This is a genomic window from Boseongicola sp. (assembly GCA_014075275.1).
GTDB lineage: Bacteria > Pseudomonadota > Alphaproteobacteria > Rhodobacterales > Rhodobacteraceae.
In genome coordinates this window covers 18,575-36,364 of the sequence record CP046179.1, presented here as the reverse complement: position 1 = coordinate 36,364, position 17,790 = coordinate 18,575, and the positions used below count along the sequence as shown (strand labels likewise).

Below are 17,790 nucleotides of genomic sequence, written 5' to 3'. Positions count from 1 at the left end.
TTTATCACCCGTGATATTTGCTCATCGCCAGCGTGGCATTCGTGCCGCCAAAGCCAAAGCTGTTGGACAGAACTGTATCAAGGTCGGCATTGCGCGTCTCGGTCACAATCTCTTCGGGGCGCAGCGCCGGGTCCAACTCGTTGACGTTGATCGACGGCGCCATATAGCCGCCTTCCATCATCAGCAGCGAATAGATCGCCTCATGCACGCCGGTCGCGCCCAGCGAATGGCCCGTCATCGACTTGGTTGAGGAAATCGGCGCGTGATCTTCGCCCAACACCCGACGCACCGCTTCAACCTCGGTGATATCACCAACCGGGGTCGAGGTGCCGTGGGCGTTGATGTAATCCACCGTCCGGTCGCCAATCGTCGCCACCGCCTGACGCATCGACCGCTCGCCACCCTCACCCGAGGGGGCCACCATGTCATAGCCATCCGAGGTTGCGCCGTAGCCCGTAACCTCGGCGTAAATCTTCGCGCCGCGCGCCTTGGCATGCTCCAGCTCTTCCAGCACAACCATGCCACCGCCACCACCGATCACGAAGCCGTCCCGTGTCGCATCAAACGCCCGCGCAGCCTTTTCAGGCGTGTCGTTATACTTCGATGACATCGCGCCCATGGCATCGAACAGACAGGACAGCGTCCAGTCCAATTCCTCGCCACCACCAGCAAACACAACGTCCTGCTTGCCCATCTGGATCAGCTCGGCCCCATTGCCGATGCAATGCGCCGAGGTCGAACAGGCCGAGGTAATCGAGTAATTCACGCCCTTGATCTTGAACGGCGTCGCCAGACAGGCCGAAACAGTCGACGACATGCACCGCGTCACCATGAACGGCCCCATGCGCTTTGGCGCACCCTTGTTGATCACCGTGTCGAACGCCGTGAAAAAATTCGATGTTGATGGCCCGCCCGAGCCTGCAACCAACCCGGTGCGCTCGTTCGAAATCTCATCCTCGCTCAGCCCGCTATCGGCAATCGCCTGCTCCATCGAAAGATAGGCATAAGCCGCCGTCGGCCCCATGAACCGCAACTGGCGCTTGTCGATATGATCCGCCAGCACAATCTGCGGCATCCCGTGGATCTGACTGCGAAACCCGTGCTCGGCATATTCAGGCGAGGCTACCACCCCAGATTTCCCGGCCCGAAGACTGGCATCCACCTCAGCGGCACTGTTCCCGATGGGCGAGATTATCCCCAGCCCAGTAATTACGACACGACGCATGTGCTCTCCTGCTCTTACCTTCCTGCCTATCTAGGACAGGGGGGTGCGGGGGGGCAAGTAGATAGGGAGGGAGACTGGATTCGGGTGAATGTCCGCTTCGAGCCCAGACCAGTCATTATGAATCCTGGCATTTGGCAGAAGTGGACCGGACAAAATAGCGCCCGATCCAAGAAGAAATGTGTTTATCCTGCCTTGAGGTAAGGGATTGCACCCGCAATATCTGTGTCGTCGATTACGTGGAAGTTTGAGACGCTGCCCGCCTGACGTGCTTGGCCATAAGGAGCATATTCTGGGTCCGCAGCAAATCCGTCGAGGGCTGAACGGGTTGGGAATTCAAGAATGGCGATCAATGTGCTGTCCTTGGTGTCACCTTCAAGTGTATCGATATTGCCGCTGCGTGATAGGTATTTGCCACCGTGCTTTTCGACCAGCTTGTGGACGTTGGTGGCATATTCAGGGACCCAGCCGTCGTCGGTGATCTTGATGTCTGTAATTAGATAAACGCTCATGGTGATTCTCCATTGTTGGGCGATGCAGAGATTGAATCGCCAGATGGAGCAACCCTGCCCGAAAGCCGCAACTCGCCTCTAGTCACGAAACTGGATCGGGTAATACAGTTTCTGGACTAGGCAAGCGCGATACACCGGCTAGGCTGTCCAAAAGAAACGCCGTTGGAGGCCCCATGTCACAAGCCAGTTACAAACAATTCTGTCCGCTTTCGATGGCCGCAGAGGTGCTTTGCACCCGATGGACCATGGTTCTAATGCGTGAACTGATTGCGGGTTCAACAAGGTTTAACGACCTTCGTCGTGGAGTGCCCAAAATGTCTCCAACGCTTCTCTCACAGAGGCTCAAGGATTTGGAGGCGGCAGGAATCGTTGAAAGAAGACCTGTGCCGACCGAGCGGGGCGTGTTCGAATACCATCTGTCCGAGTCCGGCCGAGACCTTCGCGAGGTGGTCATTGCAATGGGCATGTGGGGCCAGAAATGGGTTGAATCTTCCCTGTCGCTCAAGAACCTCGATCCATCGCTTCTGATGTGGGACATGCGCCGAAACCTAAATCCGGAACCGCTACCGAAAGTTAGGACCGTAATACAGTTTCTGTATCATGATCTGCCTCCGAGCAAACGTGATTGGTGGTTGGTCATTGAGCCCGCTGGAGACGTTGATCTTTGCTGGGCTGATCCCGGGTTTGAGGTCGACTTATACGTTTCGACTGACCTTCGGACGATGACGGCAATCTGGATGGGCGTAACTGACGTAACTGCCGAGAAAGATAGCTTTGAGTTCACTGGTTCGCGCAAAATCGCCAGTACGATGCAAACGTGGCTTGGGCTTAGCCCATTTGCCGTTCAGAAAAAACTAGTGGCATAGGCGCATGTTGCGAACGGCGGCTCCGTCCGCTTTGCCGCTGTTCAGGCAAGGCGCAGCGAATGACCGCAATGAGCCCACTTCGACCGATGCTGCAACATGCTCAAATGTCCGCTATCCATAAATCCGTCGAAAATAAAAGTTGGCCTTGCTTTCTCATTGGAAAACCTAACTTGGTTGTGGGAGAGTTTCTGGATCCCGACAGGTTTGTGGCACCTCAAAGACACCATGCGCTTTCAGTACAAAATAATAGTCATAAGCAACATGACGACGCCTGTTAGTGCGAGCACCGCTGACACCACGTATTCTCGAACGCCTGGCCCTCGCAGTATCTCCGGTTTTTTGGGGTCGACAAACATCGTACGGTTGGTCCCTACAGGAGGGCTTTGCCGCAGCAAGGAGGATTGTCGCACAAGAATGATGCGTCCATCCGAGGTAGAATATTCATAGTGAAGCCAATATGATATGAGGCCGTCTTCACGAATGTGACCATATTCTTCTGCGTTGATAAGCAACGCATCCACTGGTTGGGCCATTCTCCTAAACCGAAACGTCTTTAGGAACATCGTGCCGCCCAGCAGAATGAATGCTGCGGCGGCGCCCATAATTAGGTCAAATGGAGAAAGATTCACCATATCGACGCTAGGCTGCGACTTCACGTAGTACGTAGATCGGACTGGACCAAGCCTGTGTTCCGTCTTCCAAGGTCACGCGCACGAAGAACGGGTTGTCCCTTCCTGACCGGGGTTTCAGCGTGCGCTCTATCTGAACCGAAGTATGGGGGTTATCGTCGGGCAGACGAAACAGGCGGATGCCGCGTGGCAGGATATCGGAGGCATCCAGCACGGTGTCCTCATACCCGATGTCGGCCAATGCGACGCTCTCGTTGATCAATGCAGTACTGAGCGTGATGTCACCCGATGTGCCGTCTTTGAGATCAGCGATAAAGCCTGCGAAGTTCCCCGTTGTGACCGATTGCCAAGATAATTCTCTGCCGTCTTTGAGGTCGATGTCTGAAGTCAGCGCCTATGGGTCCAATTAGGTTAATTTGATAAGAGAGAGTTGTTGGCTCATCGTAACCACTGAGGAGTGGGACATGAGACAGACAACTGGAACTCGCAGGAGCCCTGGCGAGCAGATCGTCAAAGACATCAAACGGGCGACGCGCAAACAGTATTCGTCAGAAGAGAAGATCCGGATCGTGCTGGATGGCTTGCGTGGCGAAGACAGCATTGCTGAGTTGTGCCGTCGTGAGGGAATATCTCAAGGTATCTACTACAAATGGTCCAAGGACTTCATGGAAGCTGGCAAACGGCGGCTTGCTGGAGATACGGCGCGTGCGGCTACGACCGACGAAGTCAAGGACCTGCGCCGCGAAGCCCGAGACCTGAAGGAGGTCGTTGCCGAGCAAACACTGGAACTGCGTCTTCTCAAAAAAAGCATGACCGGCGGTGGGGGCGACCAAGAATGAGGTATGCTGCATCTGAGAAGTTGGAGATCATCCGGCTTGTTGAGGGGTCGCATTTGTCTGCTCGTCGAACATTGGCAAAGCTGGGCATCCCCCGCACCACATTTTACCGTTGGTATGATCGGTATCGGCAGCGCGGCGACGCTGGCCTTGTGGATCAAGCGCCTAAGCCCAGACATGTCTGGAACCGCATCCCCGACGAAGTCCGGCGCAAGGTCGTCAAGCTGGCGCTGCAGGAGACGGAGCTGTCGCCGCGCGAACTGGCAGTGACGTTCACGGATCGGGAGCGCTACTTCGTCTCGGAATCTTCAGTCTATCGGGCCCTGAAGGCCCACGATCTGATCACCAGCCCGGCCTTTATCGTGCTCAAGGCGGCAAACGAGTTCAAAGACAAGACCACTGCGATCAACCAGCTTTGGCAAACCGACTTCACCTATCTCAAAGTGCTTGGCTGGGGCTGGTTCTATCTCAGCACAATCCTGGACGACTACAGCCGCTACATCATCTCGTGGAAACTCTGCACGAACATGCGGGCAGAGGACGTGACGGACACCCTGGATTTGGCGCTACAAGCATCAGGGTGCGATCAGGTTCACGTCATCCACAAACCCCGCCTCCTCAGCGACAACGGGTCCAGTTACGTCTCTGGCGATCTGGCTGAATGGCTGCAGGACAAAGGCATGAAGCATTCTCGGGGCGCACCATATCATCCCCAGACACAGGGCAAGATCGAGAGGTGGCATCAAACCCTGAAGAACCGCATCCTATTGGAGAACTACTTCCTTCCGGGAGACCTCGAAACCCAGATCGAAGCCTTCGTCGATCACTACAATCACAAGCGCTACCACGAGAGCCTGAACAACGTCACACCCGCCGACGTCTACTTCGGGCGTGACAAAGCCATTCTAAGACAACGGGAAAGGATCAAACGAAAGACGCTCGAAGCGCGGCGCTTGCATCACAGACAGCGCGCCGCATAATAACATCAACCAGACGAGCCAAACTCTTTACTTGTTTAAGCAACTCTTGGTTCCCAAAACCCTGACGACGGACAGATCGGCTTGTGAAAGCAAGCTTTTGGACAAGTCCACCTTGGTGGCCAGCGCTGACCTATCGAAGATTTGTTCATGCCGGTCCGGCGTGACGTGCTTGTAGGCGTCAAACCGTCCGAACACTTCGATCTGCAAACCGCGCTCACCCACTGCCGTAAGGGCATCGAAAGTGATCGCGATTGCACTGCCAAGTAAATGGAACTCGGCGTGACGGCCATTGTCGGTAATAGTGCCGTTGATCGTCATGCGCTCGATTTCGCCGGCGACGTTGTGTGTGATGTGCATCCTGCACTCTTCGGGGATAATCTCGATATCACGTGTTGTGACATGCTCGCCGCTGCTCAAAGCTTCCGACTGCGCGAGCTGGTGGGCGTTTTCGTCTGGAACTCTTTCTATCGGTATGCTCAGCACAGCGGAAAACACGGAGTTTCCTTGCTCGTCCAGCCCCTCGGAAAGAACGCGAAAGGCATCTGGGTCGTCTGCTGAGAGTGGACGCGTCCGGATAGTTGGAACAATCCAGTGCAATGCCGGGTCGACAGCATCTTTCAGGATCGTTTCATCTCCCGTTTCAAGAACCGGCAGTGACGAATTTGTTTGGGTTTGGCTGTTGGTCGCCAGTTCGATCGAGCTAAGAATAGGATGCTCGATCCGGGTGACACTCAAACCGTTGATGTTCGAACGTACTTCAGACGCGAGCTTGCCGAAATGTCCGACGGTCTTTAGACGGGCTGGAGACAGATTAAACCGAGCAGACGGCACAAGGCGGCCATTGACCACCTTGTCAGCAACACTTGGAAATTGTCCCAAGGGCATGGATTCAGGCCGGAGCGAGGTATGCGTCCAGTTTTTCCACAAGATCTTCGGGCACTTCTGGGATTTTGGCAAGCAATTCGCCGCTTGCGCCACTCGAAGCTTGCCAATCGCCTTCCCAACGAAGAGGGCGCTGACCGAACCGGCGTCCTTTCACGGTCACTTCGGTCTTATACTCGTAAGACTCGATCTCATCGGGAGAGGCGTACCAAACCCTATATTGACGCATGTCTCTTTCAGTTTCCCCGGTGATGGTATAGGTTTTTTCGCCGAATCTCGGGGTCCGTACGCGGATCAGCACAGAGACCTGTTTGTCTTCCGAGCCGATAGGCATGTCGATCTTGATCGGACTGATTATTAGTTCACCACTCGACTTCGCGCGCACCTCGATCATGTGATCATCGGTTGTATATTCCTCGGTCACTTCATTGGTTGCGATGTCGGGGCTTTCCTTAAACTGGATCGTCTTTCGAACATGGATCGTTTCCGCCTCATCATCACTCTGATCGTGGCGGGTGAAATCGAAGGCGTAGATCTTGTCCTTTGCGGCCTTGTTCCAGATCGCGCCTTCCGCCATGTCAGACCATGTGTCGTCATTGAGGTCATCTTTAGCGCGTGCCGTAGGATGCCAGTCGAGCGACCCCTGGCTATTCGGATAGCCCACCTGAACCTTCAATTGATTGATGGGGTCACCGGTGCCGTCGTCGGCTTGCCAATTGGCATTGGCGGTGGCAATAACGTGGATTTTTGTGAAGGCTTCTTCCATGAAAACCTCGGAGAAGTAGCGGTCGAACGCGTCCTGGTTGCTTGATGTTTCATCGAAGAGGCCTTCCATTTGACTGGAAAGCATTTCCGACCGAGTCACTTGCTCGTTGATTTCTTTTTCGTAAGTGAAAGTGCCTTCAAAGATATCTTTACGAGAGTTGATGCCGACGCTGAGTCCGACCCAGAAGTTCTTTCTAAACGCCCTCACCATTTTGCCAGCGACATCGGGCGCTTTGGCCGATTCTGCTTCTATCGATGAGCCTGCCTCCTTGAGTTTGGCCTCTACCAGCGCATAAATTTTGTCTGCCACAGCGTCGGCCGCCTTTTCAATGTCTGCCTTGCGCTCGGCATTGGTCATCCCAGCACCGAAGTCGATCTTTACAGTAACGGCACCCGACTCGATCAAGCTGTTGACTTCGCGCTGCGTGTCGAAGCGGAACCATGACACCCCGCCCTCGGCACCAGCGCTGAAATGATCTCGGACTTTTTCCCAATCACCTTCGATCTTGATCTTTGTCACTAACTGCCACACGTCGTAATGGATGCTATTTTCCATCGCAATCTGCGACGTACCGCTCTGTGCGGATGCCCACAACAACGTCGCCGGACGACGGCCCATCATCGTCGTAAAGGCATTCGCACCTAGAACATTTAGCGCTCCACTACCGGCGCCTTGAACTTCGAAGGCCCAAGCGTCGGGATTGTCACTGCTCGTCCCTTCCGGACTTTCTGGCGAATTCTCGAAGGAAATGCTGTGCAGAACGGTGTTGTTGGCTTTCAGCGGCACAGGTCCCACAAGAACGGGAGGTCGCGCGCCGCCGCCTGGGCGCCACATATAATGGTCAATAGATTGCGCTGGCAGCATCTCCTTTAGTGCTTCAAAGGCTTTGTCAACGACCCCGTCAGGCGGAGCCAATGTGGCAGTGAAACTCAATGCGCCTCCAGCCAACTCTGAGAAACCGCTTTCACCGATATTCATGCTGGGGTCCATGATTCCAGAGAATTTCTGGAGGTGAAAAATGAAATGACCATCGCCTTCCCTCGCCAATCGAGGTCGCGAAGGGAGAAAATAGAAATGCATGGGTCGGCCTGCGGCGCGTAATTCGGGATTGTTCTTGTCAGGTAAAAATACGATCGAATGGCGACCACCACGTTCGTCCTCAACAACCGGTGCCAGGACTTGACCAACGTAAACCGGCCCCACGGCGCGAACTTTCTGATCAAGTTTCTTGTGAAGCAATGTGAATGCCATTCGGGCTACCTCCTATACGTGGTCGCCGGCGGCTAGGCCGGACAATAAAATCTACTTTGAATACGAGCAACAATGCAAAGCCTCGTAGCCGATTGCAACAGATCTGTAGAGATCCGAAAAAAATTTGAAAGCGGATGCTCGCGACTGTCCGTCGTCAGAGTTTTCCGGAAAGAGCGGGCTGTTTGATAGGGGGGGGCTCTGGTTCGGTTTCTGTTTGAGTTTAGGCGGCAGCGGATTGGTGCAGCAAGCGACGTTTCTGGATTGTCTGTTTCTTGATCTCCTCTCTCATTTTTAGGGTTTTCGTTCCCCGGCCGTGATAGACATCGGTGGGTGTTAGCTTGTTCAAGCTTTCGTGATAGCGGTTGTGGCACGTGCCTGCACGTCAAAGTGACAACCAGCTCCAATGGCCGCTTACGCGTGACATCATCGGAGCACTCGCGCCTGTAGCGAATGACCGGATTCCGCCCATATCCGCAAACGTTGAACGTTAGTGTAACAGCATCATGGGACTCCAAACGGTTCTGCACCAATTAGGGCGTCGGGGTTCCAAATGTCCGGCTTCATCACTTGTGATCTTGCGGAGATATTGGCATCTCGCTTGACGCCGAAACACCCATGAAATAAGCGCTAATTCGCAGAGCGGGCGTTTTGTGCTGGTACGACCCTGCCTTCCAAGCTGATGTCAAACAACTAAAGATCTCATCTGGAACGAAATGTTCAGAAACTCCAAAATACCTGCAGAATATTGGTCTGGCTTGAGTTAGTTTTGGCATAAAAGCATATAACGAATATATCGAAACGGGTTCTCAGCAAGACGTGAAACACGTAGTGAGACTTAGTTGGTAGGCATTTTGGTGGGTGTTTCGAAAAGTATCACTTTTTAGTGTTAAATTTCAGATAGTTAAACAATTTAGTGGCGGAGCGGAAGGGACTGGGGTCTAACCTTCTCTGCCTAACTCATTGAAATCACTTACTCTAGAAATGGCTCTCGCAGCCATTCTACCTTGCCGTACGATTCACTCTCGCGATATGAGCTTCGCCGGTCTCCTTCTATTCACTATAGTGGTCTAGAGACGAAGTGAATCATGATCCGACGCTGAGAGCGACGTTTCCGGAAGCGTCCATCTTCGGATAGCTGGGGCGTGTCGATCACTTCGGCTTCTTGCTGCGCTTGATTGTGGCGCATTGATGGGCATCAAGCGCGGCGGATAGCCTTGCCCTCGGGCACGCGTTGTTGAGACGCCCAAAACCGGCGCCCTGCGGGCCAAAGGCGATGCCGCGCGTGATGGCCCAGCACGATTCCTGCAGTCGCTTGGCACTTGCCGGTTTCTCTTGCTATGCTGCACATCGGCCCAAAGCACAGCCGGGAGGCCACGGGATCACCGGAACGTCGGCTTGTGACTTACGGCTTCCCCCCGAGCTTTCGCGCGGGAAACTGGCGGCGACCGATGATCTCGAAGCCATAGGCACTAGTGCCAGCTTCGGGGAGGACGATGTCGGGCAGGCCATGTTCCTGCATCAGGCGATCCTTTGATCTCGCCGCATTGCGACGGCCGCCGATTGCGCGGAATGCTGCTTCGAAATTCAGCGCCGCGCCCTGCGGCCCCCTGATCGTCAAGAGCTCGGCAGGTCCCCTGGCCCTAAGGTGGTAGAGGTTGTAGAGCGCATATGCGCGGCTTGAAGAGGTCGAGATGAAAGGACTGCTCTGCCCACCCGCCTGCGCATTTTCGAGATATTTCACGACCCGCTCGTTCGGCGTTCTTGGATCAAAGATCTTACCCTCGAGGCGTCGGACGTTTCTTAGGGCCTTGGCCATGCTATACCCGTCTTCCAGCGTCCGGAGATAGGCGCCTCCCCTCACGGCCCCAGGGGTTGCCGGCTGAACCCTGTAGAGCACGATGGGGTGCGACGGTCCGCCCGTAAGAGGCGGTGCATCCGCCGCGGATGCTGGCGGATGCGCACTCATCCGGGGCGTACCCCGCGCACCGCGGATCAGGCGTGCCGCAGGAATGACGGAGGTTCCCGTGACAAAGACTGAGCTGAGGATATCCCGAGTCGAACTCTGCACGTCTCCCGATGCGACACTTCTTTTCGCCTGCTTGGCCGCTTCGAATATCTGAACCGGAGGGGTGAGCCACAATCCCGTGGCCACGGCACCGCGCGCACCACCGCCCCGGGTGCGATAGACGCGCTGCATAGCGCCTCCCAGTCTCTCGATCGTGGTCTGGGGGTCAAAAAACCCTCGGCCAAGAATGTTCCCGAATTCCGCGATTCCCCGCAAGATCGACTTGACGGTCCCCAGAGCCGTCTTTGGTCGGTCATCGTCGCCCTCGGGATCGATCCAGGTCAAGGGGTTGTTGCTGGCATAGATGTAATCGTGCACCTGCATTCGCTCGCCGCCGCAGTCCCGTTGAAGGAAAGTGCCGCAATCCGGCGCGTATTGGCGTGCCCTGAAGTCGTAGGTTCCAAGCGTTGCGTCGAACCGGCGTCCGGCAAACAGGTAGGGCTGGACGAGTTCGGGAACCGGGAGGACCAATTCGCCGAAGGGAGAGTAGCGGTATCGCAACTCCTGCCCGGCGCTATCCTGCGCCACTTCGCCCGTCGGATCGGTGAGCGCGCGGCAGGAGCCGATCAGGTCGCTGTGGTACCAGTATTCCGTGCCCCCGACGGCCACGTGAAGGCGGCTGTCGATCCCCGGTTCGCTAGCGATCTGCATGGCCAATCGCGGCGGCTGACCGTGCGCGACAAGCCACTCCTCTATCAGGTTCTCGTCATCGTAGATGCAGACGCTTGCCGCGCCGCCGTTCTCGTGCCGTGCATTGCGACCAAGAGCATCGCGGCCGAAAACGGCAAGGTCGGCGGCCTCGGTGACGCGCGCCAGCCCGCCGCGATGGTCGTAGGCATAATGCCGTGGCGCGGTCCCGCCAGTTTCTCGGTCCCGATTGCCACTAGGAGTGTATTGAAATTGCCGTACGCCACGGCTCGTGACTTGGTTAAGCTGGTTGGTCGTGAAAAGTATGGGCGGCTGGGGTAGCCGGCGCTCTTCCCTGCGGTTGCCGAGCCGATCGTAGCTGAACGTGAATTGCACTTGCGGCTGGGCCAACGCGCCCAGCAGCGGATCGATCAGCTTGACCTGCGAATCCAGCTGGGCTTCGGGCAGCGGCGCGCCCGACGGCGTCAGCGTGGCGAGTGGAAGCCGGTCGGCGTCGATGGGCGAGGGCTGCGACGTGATGGCAACTGTCAGCTGCCCCATCGAATCGTAGCGGTAGATCTCGCCACGGTTTCCTCCGGGCATGTACTCGCTCTGCCGACGCATATTTCCGGTAGCGTCGTAGAGGTATTCGATCGTGAAGATATCGTCGCCATGCGCGTCACGGTGACGGGCGTGGATCAGGCGGCCCGCGGAGTCATGGGAAAAGGAAGCGGTCGAACCGTTGCCGTGACGGCGACCCCCGAGCCGGAGCCCCCGATACTGGTTCTTCCACAGAACACGGTGAGGCGTCCCACCGGGCGGGCCCGGAAAGGACGACCCCTGGATAACATCTTCGACGCTGAGAACGCGGTTGAGCGCGTCGGCAGAATAGGCGACGCGCCGGCCATCCGGATAGGTCAGACCCGCTAGGAAATCGAAATCGTCACAGTCGCGCCGGATCGTGAATGGCGCCGGCAAGCCGGCGCATCGAAAGGTCTCGCTGGTCGCGCGCCCGAGGCCGTCGACCGTTGTCTTGATGTCGCAGCCGTCGCTCTGTGCCCGCGTGCGCCGCCCGAGGCCATCATATTCGAACGCCTCGAACGTTGTTCCCTCGACAGCGAGTCCGGGCGAAAGCTGACTGGTGTCGATGTCCACCCGCAGCAGCTCGTCCATTCGCCCGTAGTGCAGATCCCTGACCAAGCCGTCGGGATCCTTGTGCCAGACGACGTTTTCGTTGCCATCATAGCGAAACTCCGCCTGACTGGCATCAGGGTATTGCAGGGCCTTCACCCGGTCGAGCGCGTCGAAGATCTGGCGCGTGGTGTTGCCGTGGGCGTCGACAAGGCCCACGAGGTTGCCGTTGGCGTCATAGTCGAACCGGGTCACGATGTCGGAATTCGGGGCGCGCGCCCCGCCTCCCAGTCCATTGTCGGTCATTTCCACCCGTTCACCGGCTCGCTGGCCGAACACGTCCTGCTCGAAATGGGTGACGTTGCCCAGCGCGTCGACCTGCCGGATGATGTCGTCGCGGCCGTCATATTCGTAGGTGCTTCGGTTCCCGAGACCATCGGTCACGCGGCACAGCCGGTCGAGGTCGTCATAGCCAAATAGTACGGAGAAGACTTCTTTGCCTGTCGGCGATGCGGCACCGACATCCTCGTGTATGTCGGTGCGGGTGACGAGACCGTGCTTGTCGTAATGCGTGACGGTACGGTTGTTCAGGGGATCGGTTTCCGAGACCGGCCAGCCAGCGGCATTGTAGCCAAAGCGCCAGGTGAGCACCGTATCCGCAGTGAGAGCGTTGCCTGCGCTGTCCAGCCGGCGGCCGATTTTCTGCAGACGGGTGACGCGCCCTGACGCATCGTGTGTCACGAGAGTGCGCACCGCCTCCGCCAATGGCACCACTTCGTTCCGGCGGTCGACAGTGGCCCGGGTACAGGGCAGAGGGCTCGCCAATCGCCGCACCCGGGTTTCTATCCGCTGGCTGAGCTCATTGTATGCGTGCGAGACATGCTGGATGAGCGTGTATCCCGTCGCGCCGCCGGGAACGAACAGGCGCTCGACCGTCAGGTTGCCGGCCTTGTCATGGTCGTACCGGATCAGGCGGGTGAAGCGTCCGTTCTCATCCAGTTCGCGCAGTGCGGTATTCCGCCCGAACGCATCGTGGATCAGTTCCGTCTTCTGGCCGCGACCGTCGGTCTGCACGCTGACAAGTCCGTCCGCATCGTACGTCAGCCCTACGATGCTTTCATCGGCCGAACCCGCACCGCGCAGCATTCTGACGGGCAGACGCCTCTCGTCGTAGGATATGCGGATCGCGTTTCCGCGCGGCAGCACGGTGCGCACGCGCAGGTCGCCATCGTCGTATTCATGTCCGGTGACACGACGCGTGGCAGGGTCGGCGCCACCATGCTGACGCTGGACGACGTTGTCGTTGGCATCGTACTTGAAGACCTGCACCTCGGTGCCGCCTGCGAGCGGCCGGCCTCCATCGTCCTGGATGTCGCGCTCGATCTGGTCGACCAGCATGTTGCGGCAATAGGCAAAGCGCGTCTCGTAGACTGCAGCCGGCTTGGTCACGGTCAGTCCGCTGGCGGGGTCGACGACTTGGCGCTTTGGCAGCCGGCGGATTGCGCGGGTGACGCGGTTGAAGGGATCGACGTCAAAGTTGACCGCCTGCCCCTTCGGCAGGAGGATCTTCGTCGCAACGTCGACCTCGTTCACCACCTGCGCGGTCGTCAGGTCCAGCCCCTGCGGATTATCCGCGACCGGGTCTATCGTGTGAGACCGCAGGTAACCTTCGCGGGCACCGTCCGCCGCGGTGAAATAAGCAAATTGCCAGTGGACACCGGACAGGTCCCGGTGACTCAGCAATCGGCCCTTCGCGTCGTAGGCCTCGAACCGTTCCTCGATGCCGCTCGCGTCCGGCATACCGTCGCGTGTGGTGTCAGGATACACGATCCTGTCCAGTAGGCGATCGTCGTTGCGGTATTCGAAGCGGGTCAGATTTCGCTGGTATTCAGCGGTATTGTCTGACGGCGAATTGTCTAACGGGCTGCGCGTGTGCCTGGGATCGGACACGGATTCGAGTTGGCCGTAGCGGGGCCGGTAGCGCATCTTGACGATTATGTCGTCGCCGCCCGCACTGGCCAGGCCGCCCAGAGGATCGGGATACTGGAAGCCCGCAAAGACCGCGCGACGGTCGCGCTGGACGACTGACAGGCGGCGACCAAAGCCAAGCCGCGTCAGCCAGGTCATGTCCTGGTGCTGGCGCAGGTCGCTGCCGGTGCCGAGGTTTTCCGCCCGATGGTCGATCAGAAACTGGTCCCGGCCGGTGAGTGTCAGCGTCTCCCGTCCCGCAGGAGACATCTCACCCGTCGGCACCCCGTCGCGATTGTAACGGAAATGCGCCACGAGGCGCCGCCGCCCCTGGCCGCCCCAGACATCCTCCTCGCGGCCAATCAGATTGCCGAAACCGTTGTAGATGTGATGCACGGGATGGCCGTTGCGTTGCACCATCGTCGTCTGGTGCCTTGGCCAGGTTTCCTCAAGCGCGGCCAGCCCCGCGGGCACGCCTGTGGGAGAGATATCTTCGTACTCGAAACTGCGCTCGCCATGTCCTTCACGTTGGCGCACGACCCGGTTGAAGCTGAGCAGGCCGCGATCTGTTCCGTATTCGTTCTCGAGATATAGTCGCTGGGCGGTGTCGTAGACCTGCAGCAGGTTGTGTCGCAGCGCGCCGGTCCGGTCAGCGGTGCTGTAGAAGTAGCGTTCGGTCAGCCCAGCCTTGTAGCGGTCGTCGGGCGGAGTGGTGAAGCTGACGAGGTCCCCCAATCCGTCGTAGCCGTAGCTCCATCTTCGTCCGGTGTGATCCAAAAGGCCGGTGATGCGGTCCTCGGAATCATAGGCGAAGGATACCCATCGCCGGTCACAGTTCACCGTGACCCTGCGGATCCTCTCCGTTCCGGTCACGCCCGGCTCGTAATCGAAGTCCAGGCTGCAGCCGAAACGATCGGCGATGCGGGCGACCCGGAAGACGAGCGGGTCGTTCGCCTCGCGCCGGTAAAGGCGGATCGTGCCGCCCGGTTGCCGCAGGAGAAAGCGATGTTCGGCGGTATCCGGCGGCAGGGCAAGATGGGTGACACCGGCAGGAAGATTGCTGGTGCGATCGAAGATGACGCTGTGATCTCCGGGCGGGCCGATCCAGTAGCTATGTCTAGCCTGCCACTGGTAGGCGCTTTCCTGAAAACCGCCAGTCAGGCGGACCAGCTTTTGTTCGCCGGGCAGCAGACGCAGCGCGTGGTTCAGGTTGTGGTCCCAGTTGATCCCCAGCGGCCCGTGGTGAAAGCCCTGGTTCTTGTAGATCCGTCGAAAGACGAAATTCATGCCGGCGCCGTCCATGAAGACGTCGGCGGCATCGTAGACGAACTGGCCGCTGTGCATCGCCACGCTGTTGGCGGCGTGGTGCACGCCCATCCGCATCGTGTCCACGCTCGCCTGCGCCTGACCGCGCAGGAGGGCACGCACATGGTCGGGGATAATCGACACGGCCCCCAGATTTGAAGCGGGCGCGAGGCCAAGTTCGGCACGGATCCCGGCAACCAGTTCGCTGACGACGTTCTCGTTGCGCCCGTGCACGCCCTCCGGGTTCTCGCTCAGGTAGCGGTTGATGAAGGCGCGAATGTCATCTGGCCGCTGGAAGCCGTCGCTCATAAGGCGATCGCGCAGGGCGTCGAGCTTGCCCCCGGCTGAAAAGACCGTCCCGTCCAGCGGCTGCGTGACCATCAGCCTTCATCCGACACCGGGCGCGGCTGGCTGGCGACCTGCAGCACAACCTGCGTTCCACGGGCGACCTTGCTGCCCTGCTCGGGCAGCACGGCGACGACCGTGCCCGGTTCAAAATCGGCCGCGTTGACAGGGCTTTGCAGCCCGGCCAGTGCATGACGGGCCAGTTCCTTGTCGGCGGCATCGACGTTCATCCCGGCGACATCCGGCACCAGTACCGGACCGCTGGAGGTGACGACGCTGAGCGATTCGCCGCGCTTGATGACGCTGCCAGCAGCCGGGTACTGCCTCAGCACGCTGTCCGCCGGTTCGAGCGAATCCTCGCAGACGATTTCGGGGCGAAGCGCGAGCATCTGTTCCGCCAGCATCCGTCGCGCTGCGTCGATGCCGAGACCGGCTAGGTCGGGGGTGACGACAGGCACTTCGCCGGCGGCCAGATCGGCCCTCGGCCCCTCGCCCATGAGCGTCGTGCGCAGCCGTCGCGCCGCAGCCTCCGTAATCTCGAGCGCCGTGCTGATCTGGTAGGGGTCGAGGGCGAGCGCATCCTTGCGCCGCGCGACGCCGAAGGTCTCTGCTAGACGGGCGGCCATTGCCCGGTCCAGCCCGTCAATCTCGGTCAGCGGGATATTGTAGGGATCGCCATCCGGCATGAGCCGCAGCGCCTCAACCAGCGGCTCCTGGATGAAAAGCGCCTCGTCCAGCGTGGCATCGCCGTAGGCAAGGCGTTCGGGCGCGGCAAGGCTGGCCATCAGGTCGCCGCCGATCGTGTTCGCGACAGCATTGGCGGCAGCCCAGTCCAGCGGTAGATGCGGCAACGTGTACTCCTCGCCGATGCGGGTCACGTTGTCGAGCGGGATGCGTTTCTCGTAGACAAGGCCCTCGGGCGGCAGTTTCATCATGCGCGCCTCCTTGACACAGTAACCGACGGACCGGCCAAAGACGAAGAGGACGCCGCTGTCGGACTGCGCCTTTTCGTAAATGACGACGGCGGTCTGCGAAGGGTCGTAGCTCTCCTTGCCCATTTCATCGCGCAACGACTTGAAGCTGTCCCATTCCTTCTGACTGAAGAGGTCTACGCCCTCGCTTTTTCGATGGTCGTTCACGGCTTGAAGAGTCCAGCCGGCTCCAACATCGAACAGAAGCTCGAGGACACGACGCTTCTCGGCGGAAATCTGGTTCCAGGCCGCGACGAGCGCTTCCTTCTCGGCATCCTCCTCTGCTGGTGTCAAACCCAGTGCCGCGGCCGTCTTCTGCAGGTTGGACCCCTGCTGAAGCTGACTCTTCATGATGATGCGCCCCTTATAGGCGCGCTCGATCTGAAAATGCGCGGTCTCCAGGGTCGCTTCGACGCAGAGGCCCTTCACGTCCTTTGGGCGGGCAATGACGAGGAAGTATTCCTGAATGCCCTCAAGCTTGCGCAAACCGTTGACGAAGGAGAATTCGCTTTGCGCGATGTAGGGCCGGGGTTGGAGGAAGAACATCGCCCGGTTGGTGCCCAAGTGGTAGGAATTCAGGAGGTGATACATATGCGAGAGTTCGGAAACGTAGGAATAGCTTTCCCGCCTTTCCCGCGACAGATCCGCCGTCACCATGTTAACGTTCTGAACCGAAGAGGTCGTCTTGCTGCTATATCCGCCGCCGAAACTCGCGCTCCCGGAATCGCTACCCAGACTGGCGCCACCACCGATGTTCCACCCGGTTTCCTGGCTGACGGTGGAGGTGGTGCCCTTCTTAACCTCGATGCTGGACCGCGAGCTTGAAAGGATGTCGTTCTTCTCGGTGTGCGAATAGTACATTTCGCGTTTCTTCGGTTCGAAATCCATCACGATGGGAAATTTGCTGACGGGCGTCTGAGCAATCTCGTCATTGGGAAAGACCGCGACCTGAAGCAGCGCGCCGTGGCAGGGATAGTAATCGACGATCCTAGAATTGCGCGTCTTCCAGTACTTCATTGCCCAGGGATTTTGGGCCAGGTATTTCGCGGGCACGGATACGCGTGCGCTCTTGCTGTCCAGCGGGTTCTCCAAGCCGGTAATCGTGCAGCTGACCTTGAGGAAAGTGATGATACGATCGTCGAGTTGTTGTTCCTCTTTGGGCGGCTCGTAGCAGAAGACTGTGATTGACGGCCGCCACCGAGCGGGAAACTTCCTGTCGCCGAATCCGGTGTCGATCATGTCGTTGCTGGTGGCGATCCGCCGCCAGGGAATGTCGACCGGCATTGACATCAAGTTCGACGTAGTCATCACATCACCTTTCAATCTGCTTGGGCCAATTTCGACGCGACCGCCCGCCAGAGTGCCGGTTGCGCAAGGGGACCGCTGCCAGTCGGTCTTGGGCACGATACGGACGGACCAGTTATCCCAGAAGTC

General features: G+C 58.4%; 10 protein-coding genes. 2 read left to right on the top strand and 8 right to left on the bottom strand.

Going from position 1 to position 17,790, the window contains the following annotated elements; genetic code table 11:
• Window positions 1–4: 4 nt before the first annotated feature.
• Window positions 5–1,225 carry a beta-ketoacyl-ACP synthase I gene (gene fabB / locus GKR98_00150; GenBank protein QMU56752.1) on the bottom strand — a complete coding sequence of 407 codons (1,221 nt, stop codon included), beginning with the start codon at window positions 1,223–1,225 and terminating at the stop codon, window positions 5–7.
• A gap of 182 nt (window positions 1,226–1,407) precedes the next feature.
• Window positions 1,408–1,734 carry a DUF1330 domain-containing protein gene (locus tag GKR98_00145; GenBank protein QMU56751.1) on the bottom strand — a complete coding sequence of 109 codons (327 nt, stop codon included), beginning with the start codon at window positions 1,732–1,734 and terminating at the stop codon, window positions 1,408–1,410.
• A gap of 173 nt (window positions 1,735–1,907) precedes the next feature.
• On the opposite strand from GKR98_00145, the gene GKR98_00140 reads away from it, so the two are divergent.
• Entirely contained in the window at window positions 1,908–2,600 is a 693-nt protein-coding gene (locus GKR98_00140) for a transcriptional regulator (GenBank protein QMU56750.1), read from the top strand.
• Between the two features lie 233 nt (window positions 2,601–2,833).
• Here GKR98_00140 and GKR98_00135 read toward each other — a convergent pair whose 3' ends face one another.
• Complete coding sequence (locus GKR98_00135; GenBank protein ID QMU56749.1) at window positions 2,834–3,202, bottom strand: hypothetical protein; 369 nt, start codon at window positions 3,200–3,202, stop codon at window positions 2,834–2,836.
• 37 nt (window positions 3,203–3,239) lie between these two features.
• Window positions 3,240–3,491: a hypothetical protein gene (locus GKR98_00130; protein ID QMU56748.1), complete on the bottom strand. Its 252-nt coding sequence runs from the start codon at window positions 3,489–3,491 to the stop codon at window positions 3,240–3,242.
• Window positions 3,492–3,693: 202 nt separating this feature from the next.
• Here GKR98_00130 and GKR98_00125 point away from each other — a divergent pair.
• Window positions 3,694–5,045, top strand: a protein-coding gene (locus GKR98_00125) for an IS3 family transposase (GenBank protein ID QMU56747.1) whose coding sequence is annotated in 2 segments (ribosomal slippage) — window positions 3,694–4,029 and window positions 4,032–5,045 — 1,350 coding nt in all. Because the reading frame shifts where the segments join, the coding sequence is not laid out codon by codon here.
• Window positions 5,046–5,072: 27 nt separating this feature from the next.
• Here GKR98_00125 and GKR98_00120 read toward each other — a convergent pair.
• The 4 genes from GKR98_00120 to GKR98_00105 all read right to left on the bottom strand — a co-directional run bounded on the left by GKR98_00120 (window position 5,073) and on the right by GKR98_00105 (window position 17,664).
• Complete coding sequence (locus tag GKR98_00120) at window positions 5,073–5,924, bottom strand: hypothetical protein (protein ID QMU56746.1); 852 nt, start codon at window positions 5,922–5,924, stop codon at window positions 5,073–5,075.
• 10 nt (window positions 5,925–5,934) lie between these two features.
• On the bottom strand, window positions 5,935–7,944 hold the full coding sequence (locus GKR98_00115; GenBank protein QMU56745.1) for a hypothetical protein: 2,010 nt from the start codon (window positions 7,942–7,944) through the stop codon (window positions 5,935–5,937).
• Between the two features lie 1,402 nt (window positions 7,945–9,346).
• The gene (locus GKR98_00110; GenBank protein QMU56744.1) at window positions 9,347–15,421 is read right to left on the bottom strand and encodes a hypothetical protein; all 6,075 of its coding nucleotides are present in this window, start codon (window positions 15,419–15,421) and stop codon (window positions 9,347–9,349) included.
• Window positions 15,421–17,664: a PASTA domain-containing protein gene (locus GKR98_00105; GenBank protein ID QMU56743.1), complete on the bottom strand. Its 2,244-nt coding sequence runs from the start codon at window positions 17,662–17,664 to the stop codon at window positions 15,421–15,423. Before GKR98_00105 ends, GKR98_00110 begins: the two co-directional genes overlap by 1 nt.
• Window positions 17,665–17,790: the final 126 nt, after the last annotated feature.

Coding starts and splice junctions, on each gene's coding strand:
- fabB (QMU56752.1), bottom strand. CDS start 1,225: ATGCGTCGTGTCGTAATTACTGGGCTGGGGATAATCTCGCCCATCGGG.
- GKR98_00145 (QMU56751.1), bottom strand. CDS start 1,734: ATGAGCGTTTATCTAATTACAGACATCAAGATCACCGACGACGGCTGG.
- GKR98_00140 (QMU56750.1), top strand. CDS start 1,908: ATGTCACAAGCCAGTTACAAACAATTCTGTCCGCTTTCGATGGCCGCA.
- GKR98_00135 (QMU56749.1), bottom strand. CDS start 3,202: ATGGGCGCCGCCGCAGCATTCATTCTGCTGGGCGGCACGATGTTCCTA.
- GKR98_00115 (QMU56745.1), bottom strand. CDS start 7,944: ATGGCATTCACATTGCTTCACAAGAAACTTGATCAGAAAGTTCGCGCC.
- GKR98_00110 (QMU56744.1), bottom strand. CDS start 15,421: ATGGTCACGCAGCCGCTGGACGGGACGGTCTTTTCAGCCGGGGGCAAG.
- GKR98_00105 (QMU56743.1), bottom strand. CDS start 17,664: ATGACTACGTCGAACTTGATGTCAATGCCGGTCGACATTCCCTGGCGG.